This is a genomic window from Pandoraea cepalis, from assembly GCF_902459625.1.
Classification (GTDB): domain Bacteria; phylum Pseudomonadota; class Gammaproteobacteria; order Burkholderiales; family Burkholderiaceae; genus Pandoraea; species Pandoraea cepalis.
Genome location: NZ_CABPRY010000003.1, coordinates 109,534 through 124,212, shown reverse-complemented (window position 1 = coordinate 124,212; position 14,679 = coordinate 109,534). Strand labels below are relative to the sequence as shown.

Sequence of the window (14,679 nt, the reverse complement as noted above, 5' to 3'; positions counted from 1 at the left end):
TTCAATGCTGACCGATCAAGATGCGGTTCAGGCCGTAGACACGGTCGAGCAACAACATCGCGCCCAGCGTCACCGCAATGACGAGCGCCGAGACGGACGCCATCATCGGATCGATCGACTCGGTCGCGTACATGTACATGCGCACGGGCAGCGTGACCGTCTGCGGCGAGGTGATGAAGACCGACATCGTCAGTTCGTCGAAGCTGTTGATGAAGGCGAGCAGCCAGCCGCCGGTAATGCCCGGCAGGATCATCGGCATGGTCACACGGCGGAAGGTCGTCCATGCGCCCGCGCCGAGCGACGCTGCCGCATGCTCGACACTGCGGTCGAGTCCGCTGATCGACGCCAGCACGAGGCGCATGATGAATGGCGTCACGACGATCATGTGCGCGAAGGTCAGCGCCGCGAACGAGCCGCTCACGCCCAGCATGGCGAAGAAGCGCAGCAGCGCAATACCGAGCACGAGGCCCGGGATCACCAGCGGCGACAGCAGCAAACCGTTGAGGAAGTTGCGTCCCGGAAAGCGCGCGCGGCCGATGGCCAGGGCAGCGGGCAACGCAATCGCCAGCGAGAGCGTTGCCGACAGGAACGCCAGCTTCAGGCTCGTGAAGAACGACGCGATAAAGTCGGGGTAGTCGAGAATCGCGCGGAACCAGCGCAGCGACACGCCGCGCGTGGGCAGCGAGAGCGTTTGCTCGGGCGTGAACGCGACCAGCACGACGATGATCATCGGCGCGAGGACGAAGAGGATGACGAGCGTATGGAACGCGAGCGCCAGGGGGCTGTTTTTACGCATGATGGCGATTGGGTTCTGTTCTGCGGGAGACCGTGTCCTGGCCTTAGCCCATGCTGCGCGAATAGCGGCGATCGAGCAGGCGGTAGTACGTCAGCATCACGATCAGGTTCGCCACGAGCAGCAGCACGGCGATGGTCGCGCCCAGCGGCCAGTTGAGCGAACTCAGGAACTGGTCGTACACGGCGGTCGCGGCGACCTTGAGACGGCGTCCGCCCAGCAAGCTCGGAATCGCGAATGCACTCGCCGACAGGCCGAACACCATCAGACTGCCCGACAGAATGCCCGGCACCAGTTGCGGCAGCACAATGCGGCGCAACGTCGTGGCCGGCGACGCCATCAGCGACAGCGCGGCGTTCTCGGTCTGAGGGTCGAGGCGTTGCAGCGATGTCCAAACGGGAATCACCATGAACGGCAGCATCACGTGCACCAGCGCGACGATGATCGCGAAGTGGGTGTACTCCAGCTTGTATGGGCCCATGCCCAGGAGGCCGAACGTCTGATTGATCAGGCCGCCCGAGCCAAGCAGCATGCTCCAGCCGAACGCCCGCACCACGATCGACACGAGCAGCGGCGAGAGAATCACCAGCAAGAAGAGCGACCGCCACGGGTCGCCCATGCGCGAAAGCACATAGGCTTCGAACGTGCCCACCACGGCGCACACCGCCGTGACGGTGAGCGAGATGCCGAACGTGCGCAGGAAGATCGTGTGGAAGTACGCGTCGGACAAGACCTCGGCGTAGTTACCGAACTGGAACGCCGCGATCGGGCCGCTCGACGGATCGAACTGATAGAACGTGAGCGCGAGCGTCATGAGCAGCGGAATGAGCACCAGCGCCACGAACAGCAGCATGGCCGGGGCGCTCATCAACCACATCGGCAGATACGCATGCCAGGGCGCACGCGTCGCCGGCGCCGTCTCGGGGCTGGCCACTTGCAATGTCTCAGCCATGAGCGTGTTCTCCGGCGTTCGGCGTAATGAAGCGCACGGCCTCGGCCTGCCAGTCGAGGCCGACCGGCGCGCCTTCGGAGAGCGGCTCGCCGCCTTCGTTCTGGCAGCACACGAGCACTTCGCCCAGCGGACTGTCCACGCGGTACAGCCATTGGCTGCCGAGGAAGAAGCGGCTCGTTACCGTGGCCGCCATCCGGCCGTCGGCGGGTGCGCACAGACGAACTTTTTCGGGACGCAGACACAGCGTGATTGCATCGCCCACGGCCATCGCGCGCTCACGTGGCGAGAGGTCCGACAGCCGCGCGCGCTGGGTCAGTTGCGCGCCTATCTCGACATGCAGGTGCTCATCGTCGCGCGCCGCCACACGGCCAGCCAGCATGTTGGCCTTGCCGATGAACTTCGAGACGAACGGCGTTTGCGGACGCTCGTAGGCACGATACGGCGTGTCGACCTGAGTGATGCGCCCGGCCTCCATCACCACGACCCGGTCGCTGATCGACAGCGCTTCCGATTGATCGTGCGTGACCATGATCGTGGTCGTGCCGATCTTGCGCTGGATCGCGCGCAGCTCGAACTGCATGTCTTCGCGCAGCTTGGCGTCGAGGTTCGACATGGGCTCGTCGAGCAGCAGCACGGGCGGCGCGATCACGACCGCGCGCGCGATTGCCACGCGCTGGCGCTGACCGCCGGAGAGTTCGCGCGGGAAGCGATGGCCGAGCGCATCGAGGCGCACAAGGGCCAGCGCCTCGCGAATGCGCGCCTGACGCTCGGCCTTGTCGATACCGCGCATCTCCAGGCCGAAGCCGACGTTATCCGCCACGGTCATATGCGGGAACAGCGCGTAGCTCTGGAACACAATACCCAGGCCCCGCTTGTTCGGACGCATGTGCGTGATGTCGCGCCCATCGAGGGTAATGCGCCCGGTGGTGGTTTCCACAAAGCCCGCGATCATCTGCAAGGTGGTGGTCTTGCCGCAGCCCGAGGGCCCCAGCAGCGAGACGAACTCGCCCTTCTCCACCGAGAGATTGACGTTCGAGACGGCGTTCAGCTCGCCAAACGTCTTGGAAACATCCGTCAAAGTCAGAAAAGACATGGTTACGACCTTCGGGCGCGTACACGCCGCAAGAAATGCAATTGCATCGAACAGTAGCGAGCCAAATTGCCCGCCGCAAGATAACGATTCCGTGAAATGAGATAAATATTCAGATTATTTTGTTTGATGGAATATTTGACGAATGAACACATGAATTCATTTCGCGTCACCGCCTCGGTACAATCCCTAAGCTAACGTGAATATTGGATGTTTTTTACGGTTTCGGCGGATCGCACCTGTTTTCAAGAGGTATTGGCTTACGCTAGTATTCCGTTTGACGGAATATTCGAGACAGTAATGAACACCATCGATTCACCCCGCACGCCGACGTCGCCGTCGTCGGACGCGGCTGGCGCGGGCATTCTGCAACGCACCTTTGCCGTCATCCGCGCATTGGGCGACGCCAAGCCCGAGGGCGAGCGCGTGACCCACCTCGCCAAGGCCGTGGGCCTCAGTCAGGCGACGGTGCACCGAATTCTGCATGCGCTCATCGCCGAGCAGGTTGTGGAACAGGACGAGACCTCCAAGCTCTACCGGCTCAGCATCGACTTCTTCGCGATGGCGGCGCAGGCTGGCAACCCAAGCGGCATGCGCACGCTGTGCCGTCCGTCGCTGCTACGGCTTTGCGCGAGCCTCGGCGACACCATCTTCCTGCTGGTGCGCAGCAGCTTCGATGCCGTGTGCCTCGATATGTGCGAAGGGCCCTTCCCGATCCGCTCGTTCACCGGCGACATCGGCGGTCGCGTGGCGCTGGGCGTCGGCCAAGGGAGTCTGGCGATTCTCGCCTTCCTGCCGGAGGCCGAGCGCGAAGAGATCATTCGTTTTAACGTGCCGCGTTTGCGCGGGTATGGGGTGCTCGACGAGGTCTATTTGCGCACCGAAATCGAGCGTGTGCGTCAATTGGGCTATGCGGGCAGCAACAGCGGCGTGCTCGACGGCATGGCCGGGGTGGCGGTTCCTGTGTTCGACCGCACCGGGCACGCGGTGGCCGCGTTGAGCGTGGGCACGCTCGCCGCTCGGCTGTCGCAGGATCGTCTGCCGATGGTGGTGGAATTGCTGCGGCGTCAGGCCGAGTTGATCGGCCCGCAAACGAACCCGTTCGACGTTGCGATGCGCCGCCCGACGCATGGTCTTACACGGGCGCTGACGACAGAACCGCTGGCGTAACTCACGCTGGCCTACCAGGGAGATACCTCGTGGCATCAGGCGAACATCAATATCAGGTCGACGTCGAGTGGACCGACAATCAGGGCAGCGGTACGTCGGGCTACCGCGCGTACGGGCGCAATCACGACATTCGCGCCGATGGCAAACCGACGATCCCCGGCTCCGCCGACCCCGCCTTTCGTGGCGACGCCGCGCGCTGGAATCCCGAGGACCTGCTGGTCGCGTCCGCGAGTGCCTGCCACAAGCTCTGGTATCTGCACCTGTGTGCCGAAGCCGGTGTGATCGTCGAGCGATACACCGACCACGCCCTGGGCACGATGATCGACACCGCACAGGAAGGCCGTTTCGCGCGGATCGTGCTGCACCCGCACGTCACGATCCGCGCGGGCAGTAACGCCGAGCTGGCGGCCGAACTGCATCATCAGGCCCACGCGAAGTGCTACATCGCCAACTCGGTCAACTTCCCCATCGAGTGCGAGCCGCGCATCGACGTGTTGGCTCAGTGATGGCGTGATGGGGTTATGCGGGTGACCGGGGTGATGGGTTGCCCGCCCCCGGCTTGGCCGGTCATTACGCCGCGAGTTGTCTCGCCAGCTCGGCATCGCGCTGCTGTGCCCGCACGAACGAGTCGCGGGCGCGAAAGCGTTCCACGTAGGCCATCACGGCCGGGGTCGGCGGCACGAGCTTGAATTGCGTGAGGAAGTGCATGGCGTTGCCCCACAACGCATCGGCCGCCGTGAACGACTCGCCCAGCCACCACGGACCGTCGTTCTGCGCCAGATGCCGCTCCAGCGTCCACATGACGGCATCGTAGTCGCCATACGGCGAGCGCGAGCGCTCGGCGCCGTCGCGCCCCAGCGACTTGTCGACCACGGCCGGCTCGACACACGAGCCGTAGAACACCATCCAGCGCAGATACGCACCGCGACGCGGATCGCCCGGCATCGGCGCCAGCCCTTTCTCCGGATACAGCTCGGCAAGATACATGTAGACCGCCGCCTGCTCGGTGACGATTGCATCGCCATGACGGATGGCCGGCACCTTGCCCATCGGATTGACGTCCAGATACTCCGAGCCGCGTTGCTCGCCGGTGGCAAAACGCAGCAGATGAAGATCATGCTCGGCCTGCAGTTCGTCGAGCAGCACCAAAACGCCTGACGAGCGCGTGTTGGGGGCGTGATAGAACGTGATGCGTCGGTCAGTCGTCATGGGCTTGTCTCCAGTCCAGCGCCAGGGGGAGCGGCATGTCCGGGGCGGCAAGGAGCCCAGGCGACCGCCGTCGGATTTCGGGAAATCTTACTGCATCGCGTCGGGCGCTGGCCGACAGGTCCGGCGCGCGCGTGCGAAGATAGCGAACGAAACTGTTCCCCGGGCGAGCCGCATTTATGATTTGATACCGCTGAAGCGACGCAAATCGGCTTCCCGCTCACCTGCAGGCGGCTTTCGTGAGCCCCTGTGCTTGATTTTCATACTCGTCTATTGTCGGAGGCGGACGTGCCAGGACTACTTCCCGATGTCGACCGCGAGGGACTCCTCGAATATTCGGTCGTGTATACCGACCGTTCCATCAACCACATGTCGCGGCGCTTTCAAGGGGTGATGCGCGATATTTCCGATACGCTGAAAAACGTCTATCACGCGAAGTCGGCGGTCATCGTCCCGGGAAGCGGGACGTTCGGCATGGAGGCCGTGGCCCGGCAGTTCGCAACGAACAAGAAGTGCCTCGTCATTCGTAACGGATGGTTCAGCTTCCGCTGGTCGCAGATTTTCGACATGGGCGGCATACCGTCCGAATCGAGGGTCTTGAAGGCGCGTCCCGTCGAACAGGGAAGGCAAGCGGCCTACGCACCGGCCCCGCTCGACGAGGTGGTCGCGGCAATCCGGGAACACAAGCCGGATCTGGTCTTTGCCCCGCATGTCGAAACCGCCTCCGGCATGATGTTGCCCGATGCCTATTTGCGCGCGGTGTCCGACGCGATTCATGCCGTCGGCGGTATGTTGATCCTGGATTGCATCGCGTCCGGCACGGTCTGGGTCGACATGCAGGCGTGCGGCGTCGACGTGCTGATCAGCGCGCCGCAAAAGGGGTGGAGTGCGCCGCCCTGCTGCGCCATGGTCATGCTCAGTGCGCTTGCCCGCGAACGGATCGACGCCACCACGAGCACCAGTTTCGCCTGCGATCTTCGGCAATGGCTGCAGATCATGGAAGCTTACGAGAGCGGTGGATTCGCGTATCACGCCACGATGCCCACGGACAGTCTTGCGACATTGCGTGACGTCATGAAAGAGACCGAGGCGTACGGCTTCGACAAAGTGAAAGCGGAACAGCTTGAACTCGGTGCGCGCATTCGCGCACTCCTGACGGAGCACGGATTCAAGAGCGTGGCGGCCGAAGGTTTTCAGGCACCGGGGGTCGTGGTCAGCTACACCGACGACGACGGCATTCGATCCGGCAAGAAATTTGCCGATGCCGGTTTGCAGATCGCCCCCGGCGTGCCGCTGAGATGCGACGAGCCCGACGACTTCAAGACCTTCCGTATCGGATTGTTCGGCCTGGACAAACTGCACGACGTCGACGGCGCGGTGGCCCGGTTCGCCAACGCGTTGCAGAGTGTTGTGTAGCTTGCGTCTGCGGCGCATGCGAGGCGCTAGCCCCCCATCGGCCGGTCTCCAACCCAGGGTGACCGGCCGACGGCGTCATTTCTTGCCAACGCTACCGCCCACCACCTCAATCGCTGAAAGATCCACGAGATTCGAGGGCATCCCGATACCGGGATTGCGGAACATCCGCTTGTTCTGGCGGGGGTAGTCGCAAACATCGTGGGGAAGTCGATCGCCGACGACGATGCAACGCAAGGTCTCTGAACCGGTATTTCGGATCGAATGCGCCAGACCGCCCTTCCGGTAACCGATGAAATCCCCCGGGCCAATGGCGAATGCCTCATCCCCGATCACGGCGGTTGCCGTTCCACTCAACACATAAACGCACTCGTCTTCGTGATGATGGAGGTGGTATTCCGTCGTTTCACGGCCCGGCTCGACTTCAACAAGGTGAAATCCGAACCCGCTAAGCCCGGTCGCGTCGCCCAGCGATTTGTTGGTACGTATTGCATTCGGGTTCCGGAAATGCGTTTTCGTGACACCCCCCATCCGGGCGATGTCTTCGCTTTTGATCAAGTACGTGCTCATTGCAGTAACGCCTCGTTGTGGACGGTGACGTTCCATTCTATGGGAAGTCGTGCCGCCGCCGGCATGACAGCGTCGACTATCCGCGCCTTCTTTTGAACGGCGTACTCACGGCGCTCCAGCCGTGCGGCAGCGTGATGTGCCTGTCCCTGGCAGGTCACACACACACCGTGCCGCGCGCCCTATTTCCACTTCGAGCCAAGCGTTTCGAGCCCAGCTTTCTTGAGGTCATCCGCCCCCATCACCACGCGAAACTCACAGTCGGCATTGAACGCAAGAAACCATGGCTCCACGAATTTTGGAATCTGCGACGGCTCCTCAAGGTTCACGACGAGGATGGCTCCGCGTGTACCGTTCTGCTCGGTGAAGTAGGCTGCTTCCGGTTTCATCTCTGCGAGAATCCTCTCTATTAATGCTCCGATGGAGCCATCTCGCACAAAACCGTTGAATGGCTCGTGAGGTATTCGTATGTTGAGAAGCATTCGCATCGTCGTTCTCCTTGATTGAGTCCGAAAGGACGCTTCAAGGATAGGAGTTCGTCGCGTTATTGGCTGCGTTATTCAACAAGCAAGCAAAGCGCCATCGGGGGCGTTCATGTCCCATCGCTGAGTGACACCCTCACGGCGCGACGGCAGCAGAGCCGAGAATGCTCATCAACGACCTTGCATTGCGCTGCCCCTGATCCTCGTAATTGTTGTTGAACACCACATACACGCGAGCGACTTCCTTGGCGATGACGCGAATCGGATCGACCAGCGCCGCCAGTTCCGCATCGCGATAGTCATAGTTGAAGCGGTCCGACGCCGCAGTGCTATCCCGCGCGTTCCATGTCGCCTGATTGCGCCCGTGCAGGCGGACGACAGCGGCGAGCGGCGTGGTCGTCGCCCAGACCATCGGGATGCTGTTCGCGAAACCCTGCGGCTCGTCGACCACGGTGTTGACCCAGCCCAACTCGCGCAGCCACGCCAGTGTGGCCTCGCCGTGCGCCCCGTCGAACCAGCCGCGGTGACGAAACTCTGCCGCCACGCCGTAACCCTGCATCCGTTGCGCGCACGCTTCAACGTGCGCGCGGCTCTCGCGATTCCCCGTCAGCCAGGGCGGAAACTGAAAATGCACCAGCCCCAGCTTGCCCGCCTGCCGCAACGGCGCGAGTGCTTCGAGATAGCGCCGCCAGATCTCGTCTCTGAGCGCGTCGGGAATGTCCTTGTAATACACGTTCGCGCGCGGGCCCGGCGGCAGCTCGGCCTGCAAATCCCTGGGCAGCGCAATGCGGGGCGTCTGGTGCCCCGTGAGCAGACGGAATGCCTTGATGTTGAAGACGAACGCGCGCGGCGTGCGCTCGGCCCAGAGCTGCGCGTTCGATGCCGACGGCATGGCGTAGTAGCTGCTATCGACCTCGACCATTGGAAACTGGCTCGCGTAATAGCGAAGCCGCGCCTCGGCCGACGCATGCCCCGGCGGATAGAACCGCTTGCACGCAATCAGCGACTTGTCCGTCCACGACGCCGTGCCGATGTACACATTCTGGCGGGCCGTCGCGGCGCTTGTCGGGGCATCGACGGCATCGGAGGCATCGGAGGCATCGGAGGCGTCGGCGTCGGCGGCATCGGGCGTCAGCCGATCAGCCTGCCCCGCAGTGTGCGATTTCACTCGGCTCATGCCAAATCCTCCCGTGGCGGCAAGCGTCGCGTTCATTGGGTTGCGTCGCGCCAGTATAGGGCGAGCGCGCATGCCGTGGATGGGGACTGGACTGGGACGAACGACTGCCATACTGCGCGCTGATCTGATCCGGCACGCGTTACCCGCACCGTGCCGTTTATGCGGCCCGCAGCTCACCCTGCGGGCCGCCTTTTTCGGATCCCCGTTTTCGTCACCGATGCCATCGGCAGGTTCTGAGCCACGCTATCATGGGCCAATTGCCATCACGCCTGTCATCCCGTTACGCCCGCCGAGTGCCCGCCATGACTGAACGCCTGCCCGTCGAACTCTCAAAAGCCTATCGTCTGCTCAATCACGGCCCGACCGTTCTCGTGGGGAGTGCGCACGACGCGCGCCGCAACGTCATGGCCGCCGCCTGGTCCATGCCATTGGATTTCTCGCCCCCCAAGGTCGCCGTCGTCATCGACCGCAATACGCTCACGCGCGAACTGGTCGAGGCCTCGGGCGAGTTTTCGTTGAACGTGCCCACACGCCTCATCGCCCGCGAAACGCTCGCCGTCGGCTCGGTGTCGGGCCGCGATATCGACAAGTTCGCCGACGGCACAGGCATGAAGGCCTTCAAAGGCTCGCACATCGTCGCACCGCTCATCGACGGATGCCTCGCGTGGCTGGAGTGCCGCGTCATTCCGGAACCCCACAACCAGGATCGCTACGATCTGTTCCTCGGCGAGGTCGTGGCCGCCTGGGCCGATCCGCGCGCATTCCGCAACGGACACTGGCAGGTCGAGCCTGGGGCAGTGCGCAGTCTTCACTATATTGCCGGCGGCAACTTCTTCGAAACCGGCGACGCGTTCGAAGTCAAGCCATGAGCCACGCCTTGCCAACCTCGCGTGACGCCGACTCGCCGCACGACAGCGCCCATCGCGGCGCCGATGAGGTCACCCAAGCGATCGCGCAGACCGCCCACGCGCTCTGGCGTACACACGGCACGACGGGGTCCACGTCGCCGCATTTGCCAAGTGACGACAGGCGGGGCAGAATTGACGCCGTCACAGACATCATCGATCGAGAGTCGCCTTTGGCGTCCACCCATCGCGACATGACCGCATCCGAAGCTGACCTCCACGCATCGCATGCCCCCGCTTCCACGCCGCGGCATGGGCCGATACCCGGCGCGCCCGTTGACGAGGCCGAACGCCTCGCAGCGCTGCGTCGTTACGAAATTCTCGACACGCCGCCCGAGCCCGCGTTCGATCGCATCGTGCGTCTTGCGTCTTATTTGTTCGGCGCACCGATGTCGCTCGTCTCGCTGATCGACGAGTCGCGCCAGTGGTTCAAGGCGCGCCAGGGCATCGACACGCCGCAGACCCCGCGCTCGATGGCCTTCTGCGCGCACGCGATTCTCGGCGACGATGTGCTCGTCGTGACCGACGCCCGTGCCGATCGGCGCTTCGCCGACAACCCGCTGGTCACGGGAGAACCCAACATCCGGTTCTACGCGGGCGCGCCGCTGCGCACGCCCGAAGGGCATCGCTTGGGCACCCTGTGCGTGATGGACCGCCGCCCCCGCGCGCTCGACGACGAGAAACGCGCGCTGCTCGCGGATCTGTCGGCGCTCGTCGTCGACGCGCTCGAGCTGCGCCGCGTCAATCGAGTGCTTGGCGAGATGGCCATGCGCGACGCGCTGACCGGCGCACTCAACCGCCGCGCCTTCCTGATGCAGGCCGAACGCCTGTTTTCCGCCGCACGCGCTCAGCAACGCCGCTTATCCGTGCTGATGCTCGACCTCGACCATTTCAAGCGGATCAACGACGCGTGGGGCCATGCCATCGGCGATCGCGTCATCGTGGAGTTGACGCAGGTATTGCGCGCCACGCTGCGCAAGGGCACGCCGATCGGCCGTCTGGGCGGCGAGGAGTTCGCGGTGCTGCTGCCCGAGGCCGACGCCCAACGCGCCATGCAGGCCGCCGAACGCCTGCTCGTCGCGATCGGCAACGCCAGCGTACCCGGACCCAGTGGCGGATCCAGCGGACCCATCCGCTTTTCCGCCAGCATCGGCATCGGCAGCCTCACCCCGGACGATGCCGAATTCGGCACCCTGCTGCAACGCGCCGACCGCGCGCTGTATGCGGCCAAACAGTCCGGGCGCAACCGCCTGGCCGTGATGTGACCCCCACCCGCGACTGACAACAACAACGAACACAATGGGCAAGAGCCGACTGGAAGCCTTCAGCGATGGCGTGATCGCCATCATCATCACGATCATGGTGCTGGAGATGAGAGCACCGCACGGCAGCGAGCTGTCCGATCTCCTGCCGGTCGCCCCAACGTTCCTCACCTACATCCTGAGCTACATCTACGTCGGCCTGTACTGGAACAACCATCACCACCTTTTCCATGTGGTTCAGCGCGTCTCGGGCAGCGTACTGTGGGCCAACCTGCATCTGCTGTTCTGGCTGTCGCTGGTGCCGTTCGTCACGCACTGGCTCGGGGATAACCATTTCACCGCCTGGCCGACGGCGCTCTACGGCGTGGTGCTGTTCATGGCGGCCGTGGCGTACTACCTCCTCACGCGAACACTGCTCGCCGTGCATGGCGCAGGAGGAAACGCAAAGCTCGCCGCCGCCGTGGGGCGCGACGTCAAGGGCAAGCTGTCGGTCGTGGCCTACGCGCTGGCCATCGGGCTGGCATTCGTGATGCCGGCACTCTCGCTCGTGCTCTATGGCCTGGTCGCCGCCGTCTGGCTGATCCCGGATCGCCGGATCGAACAGGTGATCAAGTCGTAGCGCCGCGGACTCGCAAGCACGGTGGCAGTCGACGCGCATCGCGTTTTTACGTAGTATCCGGTCCATCATGCAAAACGTAACCTTTGAACTGACGGGCGAATTCGTCGCCCTGAACGACTTGCTCAAGCTCGCCGGCCTCGTGGATTCGGGCGGCGCGGGCAAAGTGATGGTAGCCAGCGGCGCGGTCAGCGTCGACGGCCGGCAGGAGACCCGCAAGACCTGCAAGATCCGCGCAGGTCAGACCGTTTCGGTCGACGGTGTTCGCATTCGCGTCAAGGCGGCTTGATACCCGGTTTCCCCCCATGTGAGCCTGCCCCCGCAGGCCGCTATACTTGAAAGCGGTTTTGGCGTGTCAGCCCAAGTCACACCCGACAATGTCCACAGGACGTCCGAGGAGGCCGTTGCGATGGTCGTGCCCCGTTCACCGTCCGTCGCCGGCACCGCGCCGGGGCGCGAGGCGCTGCTCGCGGCGCTCGACCACTCGTTGGGCATGCTCACGCTCACGCCGGATGGCATCGTCGTCGAGGTCAACGACAAGCTGCTCGGCATGTTCGGTTACGCGCGCGCCGACCTGCTTGGCCAGCCGCACGCACTCCTGTGCGAACCCGGCGATCCCACATGCGGCAACGCCCTGGCCCACGTCGCCAGCACCCGGCGCTCGCACACCGGACAAGTTCGCCGTCGCCGCCGCGACGGTCGCCCGATCTGGCTCGAAGCCACTTACAACCCCGTCATCGACGACGACGGCAATCTCGCCTTCGTGATCAAGCTCGCGGTCGACGTGACCGCGCGCGTGGAGCGCCAGGCGGCCGACGACGCTCGCCTGCACCTGCTCTCGCTCGGCGTCGACGAGACCGACAATGCCGTGCTCATCACCGACGCACAGGGTTGCGTGTGCTACGTCAACGCCGGGTTCACGCGCATGTTCGGCTACGCCGCGAGTGAGGTCGTCGGCCAGTCCACCCGGCTGCCGTTGGGGGAAACCGCGACGGGCGACGTCGCCGACAGTGCATCGGCCGTCGATATCAAGGAAGCCCTCGCGCATTGCCTCGTGGCCGCCCGCGACGGCCGCAGTTGCCATAGCGAAGTGCTCGTGCGTACGCTGCAGCGCCAGCCGCTGTGGGTCTCCGTCGTGACGAACCCGATGCTCGACGCGAACGGCAAACTCCTCAACGCCGTTGTGCTGTTCACCGACATCACGCAATCGAAGATTCAGGAAGTGCTGCAGCACAAGGCACTCGCCGCGATGGTGCGCGATGCGCCCCTCGTCGAAGTGCTTACGCTCATCTGCCGCGAACTGGAGCAGATCGCGCCCGAGGTCGTGGCCTCGGTGGTGCGGGTCGATTCGGAAGGCCGGTTGCGCCCGCAGGCGGGGCCAAGCCTGCCCGCTCAGTATCACAAGAACATCGAAGGCCTGGCCATTGGACCGAACGTAGGCACCTGCGGCTCGGCGGCGTTTCATGCGCGCCCGGTGATCGTGACCGACATTGCGAACGACCCGCGCTGGGCCGATTTCCGCGACATGGCGGCCGAATTCGGATTGGCCGCGTCGTGGGCCATGCCCATCATCGCGAACGACGGGAGGGTGCTCGGGGTGCTCGGTTTCTATTACCGCACGCCGCGCAGCCCTGACGCCTTGCATGAACGACTCGTCGACGTCTGCGTGCATCTGTGCAAGCTGGCCTTCGAGCGCGACGAGTCGCGCACGCGCATCCGCCAACTGGCGTTCTCGGACAACCTCACCGGTCTGCCCAATCGAAGCATGCTCGGCGTGCTCGCGGCACAGGCCATTGCCAGCGCGGCGGAGTTGAACGCGCGCATGGCCGTCATCTTCATCGACCTGGATCGCTTCAAGCAGGTCAACGACTCGCTCGGCCATCAGGCCGGCGACGCCCTGCTGCGCACGATCGCCCAGCGCTTGAGACGCTCGCTGCGCGGCGCCGATATCGTCGCGCGTCTGTCAGGCGACGAGTTCGTGGCCATGCTCACCGAGTGCGATCCCGAGCGACTCGATATTGCGCTCGAGCGCATGCGCAGCGCGTTGCGCGCGCCATGCCAGATCGATGGCGTGACGCTCGCACCGTCGGGCAGCTTCGGCATCAGCCTGTATCCGAATCACGGCAAGGAATTCGACATTCTTTTGCAGCGTGCAGACATGGCGATGTATCAGGCGAAGATGACCAGCCCGGGCAGCGTACGCGTCTATCACGAAGACATGAACATCCACGCGCAGGAGCGGCTCGAGCTGGAGACCGCCCTGCGCGACGCCCTGCGGCACGGCAAGCTCGCGCTTTTCTATCAGCCGCAGATCGATCTGTCCGACGACTCGGTCTACGGCGCCGAGGCCCTGACGCGCTGGACGCATCCGCAGTACGGCGACGTGTCGCCGTCGCGCTTCATTTCACTGGCCGAGGAGTGCGGCCTGATCGGGGAACTCGGCACCTGGACGCTGCGCGAGTCGTGTCGCCAGTTGGCGGATTGGCGCCGGCGAGGCGTGGGCATCGGCAATGTGTCGGTCAACCTGTCGCCAACCAACTTCCACGATCACAACCTGCCGCGTACGATTGCCGACGCGCTGGCCGATCACGATCTGCCACCGTCGTGCCTCGCCATCGAAATCACGGAAAGCGTGTTGATGGACCACAATCCGACCACGCTGCGCATCATCGACGAAGTCCACGGCATGGGCGTGCGCCTGTCGATGGACGACTTTGGCACGGGCTACTCGAGTCTGGGTTATCTGCGCCGCCTGCCGGTCTCGGAGTTGAAGCTCGACCGCAGCTTCGTCCATGACATTACCCGCGACGAAACGGTGCAGGCGCTGACCAATGCCATCATCAGCATTGGTCGCAATCTGCGCCTGACGGTCGTGGCGGAAGGAGTCGAGGATGAAGCCCAGCGAGCGCTGCTCTTCGCGCAAGGGTATCGTGTCGCGCAAGGGTATCTGTTCTCCCCCGCCCTGTCGGCCGTCGACGTCGAACGCTGGCTCGAACAATGGTCGGCACGCCCACCCTCACCGAAGCCCGTCCCCACCTGAAACATC

At 64.1% G+C, this 14,679-nt stretch carries 15 protein-coding genes; 8 read left to right on the top strand and 7 right to left on the bottom strand.

From position 1 onward, the window contains the following. Window position 1 precedes the first annotated feature (1 nt). The 3 genes from PCE31107_RS08730 to PCE31107_RS08720 are packed head-to-tail and all read right to left on the bottom strand — an operon-like array spanning window position 2 to window position 2,838. Window positions 2–796 carry an ABC transporter permease gene (locus PCE31107_RS08730; protein ID WP_017233348.1) on the bottom strand — a complete coding sequence of 265 codons (795 nt, stop codon included), beginning with the start codon at window positions 794–796 and terminating at the stop codon, window positions 2–4. Between the two features lie 43 nt (window positions 797–839). Then, window positions 840–1,745, bottom strand: coding sequence for an ABC transporter permease (locus PCE31107_RS08725; RefSeq protein ID WP_017233347.1), 906 nt, complete (start codon window positions 1,743–1,745; stop codon window positions 840–842). Next, entirely contained in the window at window positions 1,738–2,838 is a 1,101-nt protein-coding gene (locus PCE31107_RS08720) for an ABC transporter ATP-binding protein (protein ID WP_130026252.1), read from the bottom strand. Before PCE31107_RS08720 ends, PCE31107_RS08725 begins: the two co-directional genes overlap by 8 nt. A gap of 297 nt (window positions 2,839–3,135) precedes the next feature. Between PCE31107_RS08720 and PCE31107_RS08715 the strand changes: the two genes are divergently transcribed. Both PCE31107_RS08715 and PCE31107_RS08710 read left to right on the top strand, forming a co-directional pair. After that, complete coding sequence (locus PCE31107_RS08715) at window positions 3,136–4,005, top strand: IclR family transcriptional regulator (RefSeq protein ID WP_150607789.1); 870 nt, start codon at window positions 3,136–3,138, stop codon at window positions 4,003–4,005. Between the two features lie 29 nt (window positions 4,006–4,034). Further along, window positions 4,035–4,511: an OsmC family protein gene (locus PCE31107_RS08710; RefSeq protein WP_150607787.1), complete on the top strand. Its 477-nt coding sequence runs from the start codon at window positions 4,035–4,037 to the stop codon at window positions 4,509–4,511. A 64-nt stretch (window positions 4,512–4,575) separates the two neighbouring features. Here PCE31107_RS08710 and PCE31107_RS08705 read toward each other — a convergent pair whose 3' ends face one another. After that, a complete protein-coding gene (locus PCE31107_RS08705) occupies window positions 4,576–5,214 on the bottom strand; it encodes a glutathione S-transferase family protein (RefSeq protein ID WP_150607785.1) in 639 nt (212 codons plus the stop codon). Window positions 5,215–5,499: 285 nt separating this feature from the next. Between PCE31107_RS08705 and PCE31107_RS08700 the strand changes: the two genes are divergently transcribed. Next, the gene (locus tag PCE31107_RS08700) at window positions 5,500–6,627 is read left to right on the top strand and encodes an aminotransferase class V-fold PLP-dependent enzyme (RefSeq protein ID WP_150607783.1); all 1,128 of its coding nucleotides are present in this window, start codon (window positions 5,500–5,502) and stop codon (window positions 6,625–6,627) included. 75 nt (window positions 6,628–6,702) lie between these two features. Here the strand turns inward: PCE31107_RS08700 and PCE31107_RS08695 are convergent, their stop codons facing one another. The 3 genes from PCE31107_RS08695 to PCE31107_RS08685 form a co-directional block, all read right to left on the bottom strand. Further along, complete coding sequence (locus PCE31107_RS08695) at window positions 6,703–7,194, bottom strand: cupin domain-containing protein (RefSeq protein WP_150607781.1); 492 nt, start codon at window positions 7,192–7,194, stop codon at window positions 6,703–6,705. Window positions 7,195–7,373: 179 nt separating this feature from the next. Beyond that, window positions 7,374–7,679, bottom strand: coding sequence for a panthothenate synthetase (locus PCE31107_RS08690; RefSeq protein ID WP_130026257.1), 306 nt, complete (start codon window positions 7,677–7,679; stop codon window positions 7,374–7,376). 130 nt (window positions 7,680–7,809) lie between these two features. After that, window positions 7,810–8,850: a DUF72 domain-containing protein gene (locus PCE31107_RS08685; protein ID WP_150607779.1), complete on the bottom strand. Its 1,041-nt coding sequence runs from the start codon at window positions 8,848–8,850 to the stop codon at window positions 7,810–7,812. Window positions 8,851–9,152: 302 nt separating this feature from the next. Between PCE31107_RS08685 and PCE31107_RS08680 the strand changes: the two genes are divergently transcribed. The 5 genes from PCE31107_RS08680 (at window position 9,153) to PCE31107_RS08660 (ending at window position 14,673) form a co-directional block, all read left to right on the top strand. Next, entirely contained in the window at window positions 9,153–9,719 is a 567-nt protein-coding gene (locus PCE31107_RS08680; RefSeq protein ID WP_150607777.1) for a flavin reductase family protein, read from the top strand. Further along, complete coding sequence (locus PCE31107_RS08675; protein WP_343032339.1) at window positions 9,716–11,020, top strand: GGDEF domain-containing protein; 1,305 nt, start codon at window positions 9,716–9,718, stop codon at window positions 11,018–11,020. Before PCE31107_RS08680 ends, PCE31107_RS08675 begins: the two co-directional genes overlap by 4 nt. A gap of 34 nt (window positions 11,021–11,054) precedes the next feature. Further along, complete coding sequence (locus PCE31107_RS08670; protein WP_150607775.1) at window positions 11,055–11,636, top strand: TMEM175 family protein; 582 nt, start codon at window positions 11,055–11,057, stop codon at window positions 11,634–11,636. Between the two features lie 67 nt (window positions 11,637–11,703). Beyond that, window positions 11,704–11,922 (top strand): RNA-binding S4 domain-containing protein, encoded by a 219-nt coding sequence (locus tag PCE31107_RS08665; protein ID WP_017233336.1) that lies wholly within the window; start codon window positions 11,704–11,706, stop codon window positions 11,920–11,922. A gap of 120 nt (window positions 11,923–12,042) precedes the next feature. Further along, complete coding sequence (locus PCE31107_RS08660) at window positions 12,043–14,673, top strand: sensor domain-containing protein (RefSeq protein WP_150607773.1); 2,631 nt, start codon at window positions 12,043–12,045, stop codon at window positions 14,671–14,673. The last annotated feature ends 6 nt before the right edge of the window (window positions 14,674–14,679 follow it).

Excerpts from the sequence above, each read along its gene's own strand:
- PCE31107_RS08660 (WP_150607773.1), top strand. The coding sequence starts at position 12,043 with ATGGTCGTGCCCCGTTCACCGTCCGTCGCCGGCACCGCGCCGGGGCGC.
- PCE31107_RS08695 (WP_150607781.1), bottom strand. The coding sequence starts at position 7,194 with ATGAGCACGTACTTGATCAAAAGCGAAGACATCGCCCGGATGGGGGGT.
- PCE31107_RS08685 (WP_150607779.1), bottom strand. The coding sequence starts at position 8,850 with ATGAGCCGAGTGAAATCGCACACTGCGGGGCAGGCTGATCGGCTGACG.
- PCE31107_RS08720 (WP_130026252.1), bottom strand. The coding sequence starts at position 2,838 with ATGTCTTTTCTGACTTTGACGGATGTTTCCAAGACGTTTGGCGAGCTG.
- PCE31107_RS08730 (WP_017233348.1), bottom strand. The coding sequence starts at position 796 with ATGCGTAAAAACAGCCCCCTGGCGCTCGCGTTCCATACGCTCGTCATC.
- PCE31107_RS08725 (WP_017233347.1), bottom strand. The coding sequence starts at position 1,745 with ATGGCTGAGACATTGCAAGTGGCCAGCCCCGAGACGGCGCCGGCGACG.
- PCE31107_RS08675 (WP_343032339.1), top strand. The coding sequence starts at position 9,716 with ATGAGCCACGCCTTGCCAACCTCGCGTGACGCCGACTCGCCGCACGAC.
- PCE31107_RS08715 (WP_150607789.1), top strand. The coding sequence starts at position 3,136 with ATGAACACCATCGATTCACCCCGCACGCCGACGTCGCCGTCGTCGGAC.
- PCE31107_RS08690 (WP_130026257.1), bottom strand. The coding sequence starts at position 7,679 with ATGCGAATGCTTCTCAACATACGAATACCTCACGAGCCATTCAACGGT.
- PCE31107_RS08670 (WP_150607775.1), top strand. The coding sequence starts at position 11,055 with ATGGGCAAGAGCCGACTGGAAGCCTTCAGCGATGGCGTGATCGCCATC.
- PCE31107_RS08665 (WP_017233336.1), top strand. The coding sequence starts at position 11,704 with ATGCAAAACGTAACCTTTGAACTGACGGGCGAATTCGTCGCCCTGAAC.
- PCE31107_RS08705 (WP_150607785.1), bottom strand. The coding sequence starts at position 5,214 with ATGACGACTGACCGACGCATCACGTTCTATCACGCCCCCAACACGCGC.
- PCE31107_RS08680 (WP_150607777.1), top strand. The coding sequence starts at position 9,153 with ATGACTGAACGCCTGCCCGTCGAACTCTCAAAAGCCTATCGTCTGCTC.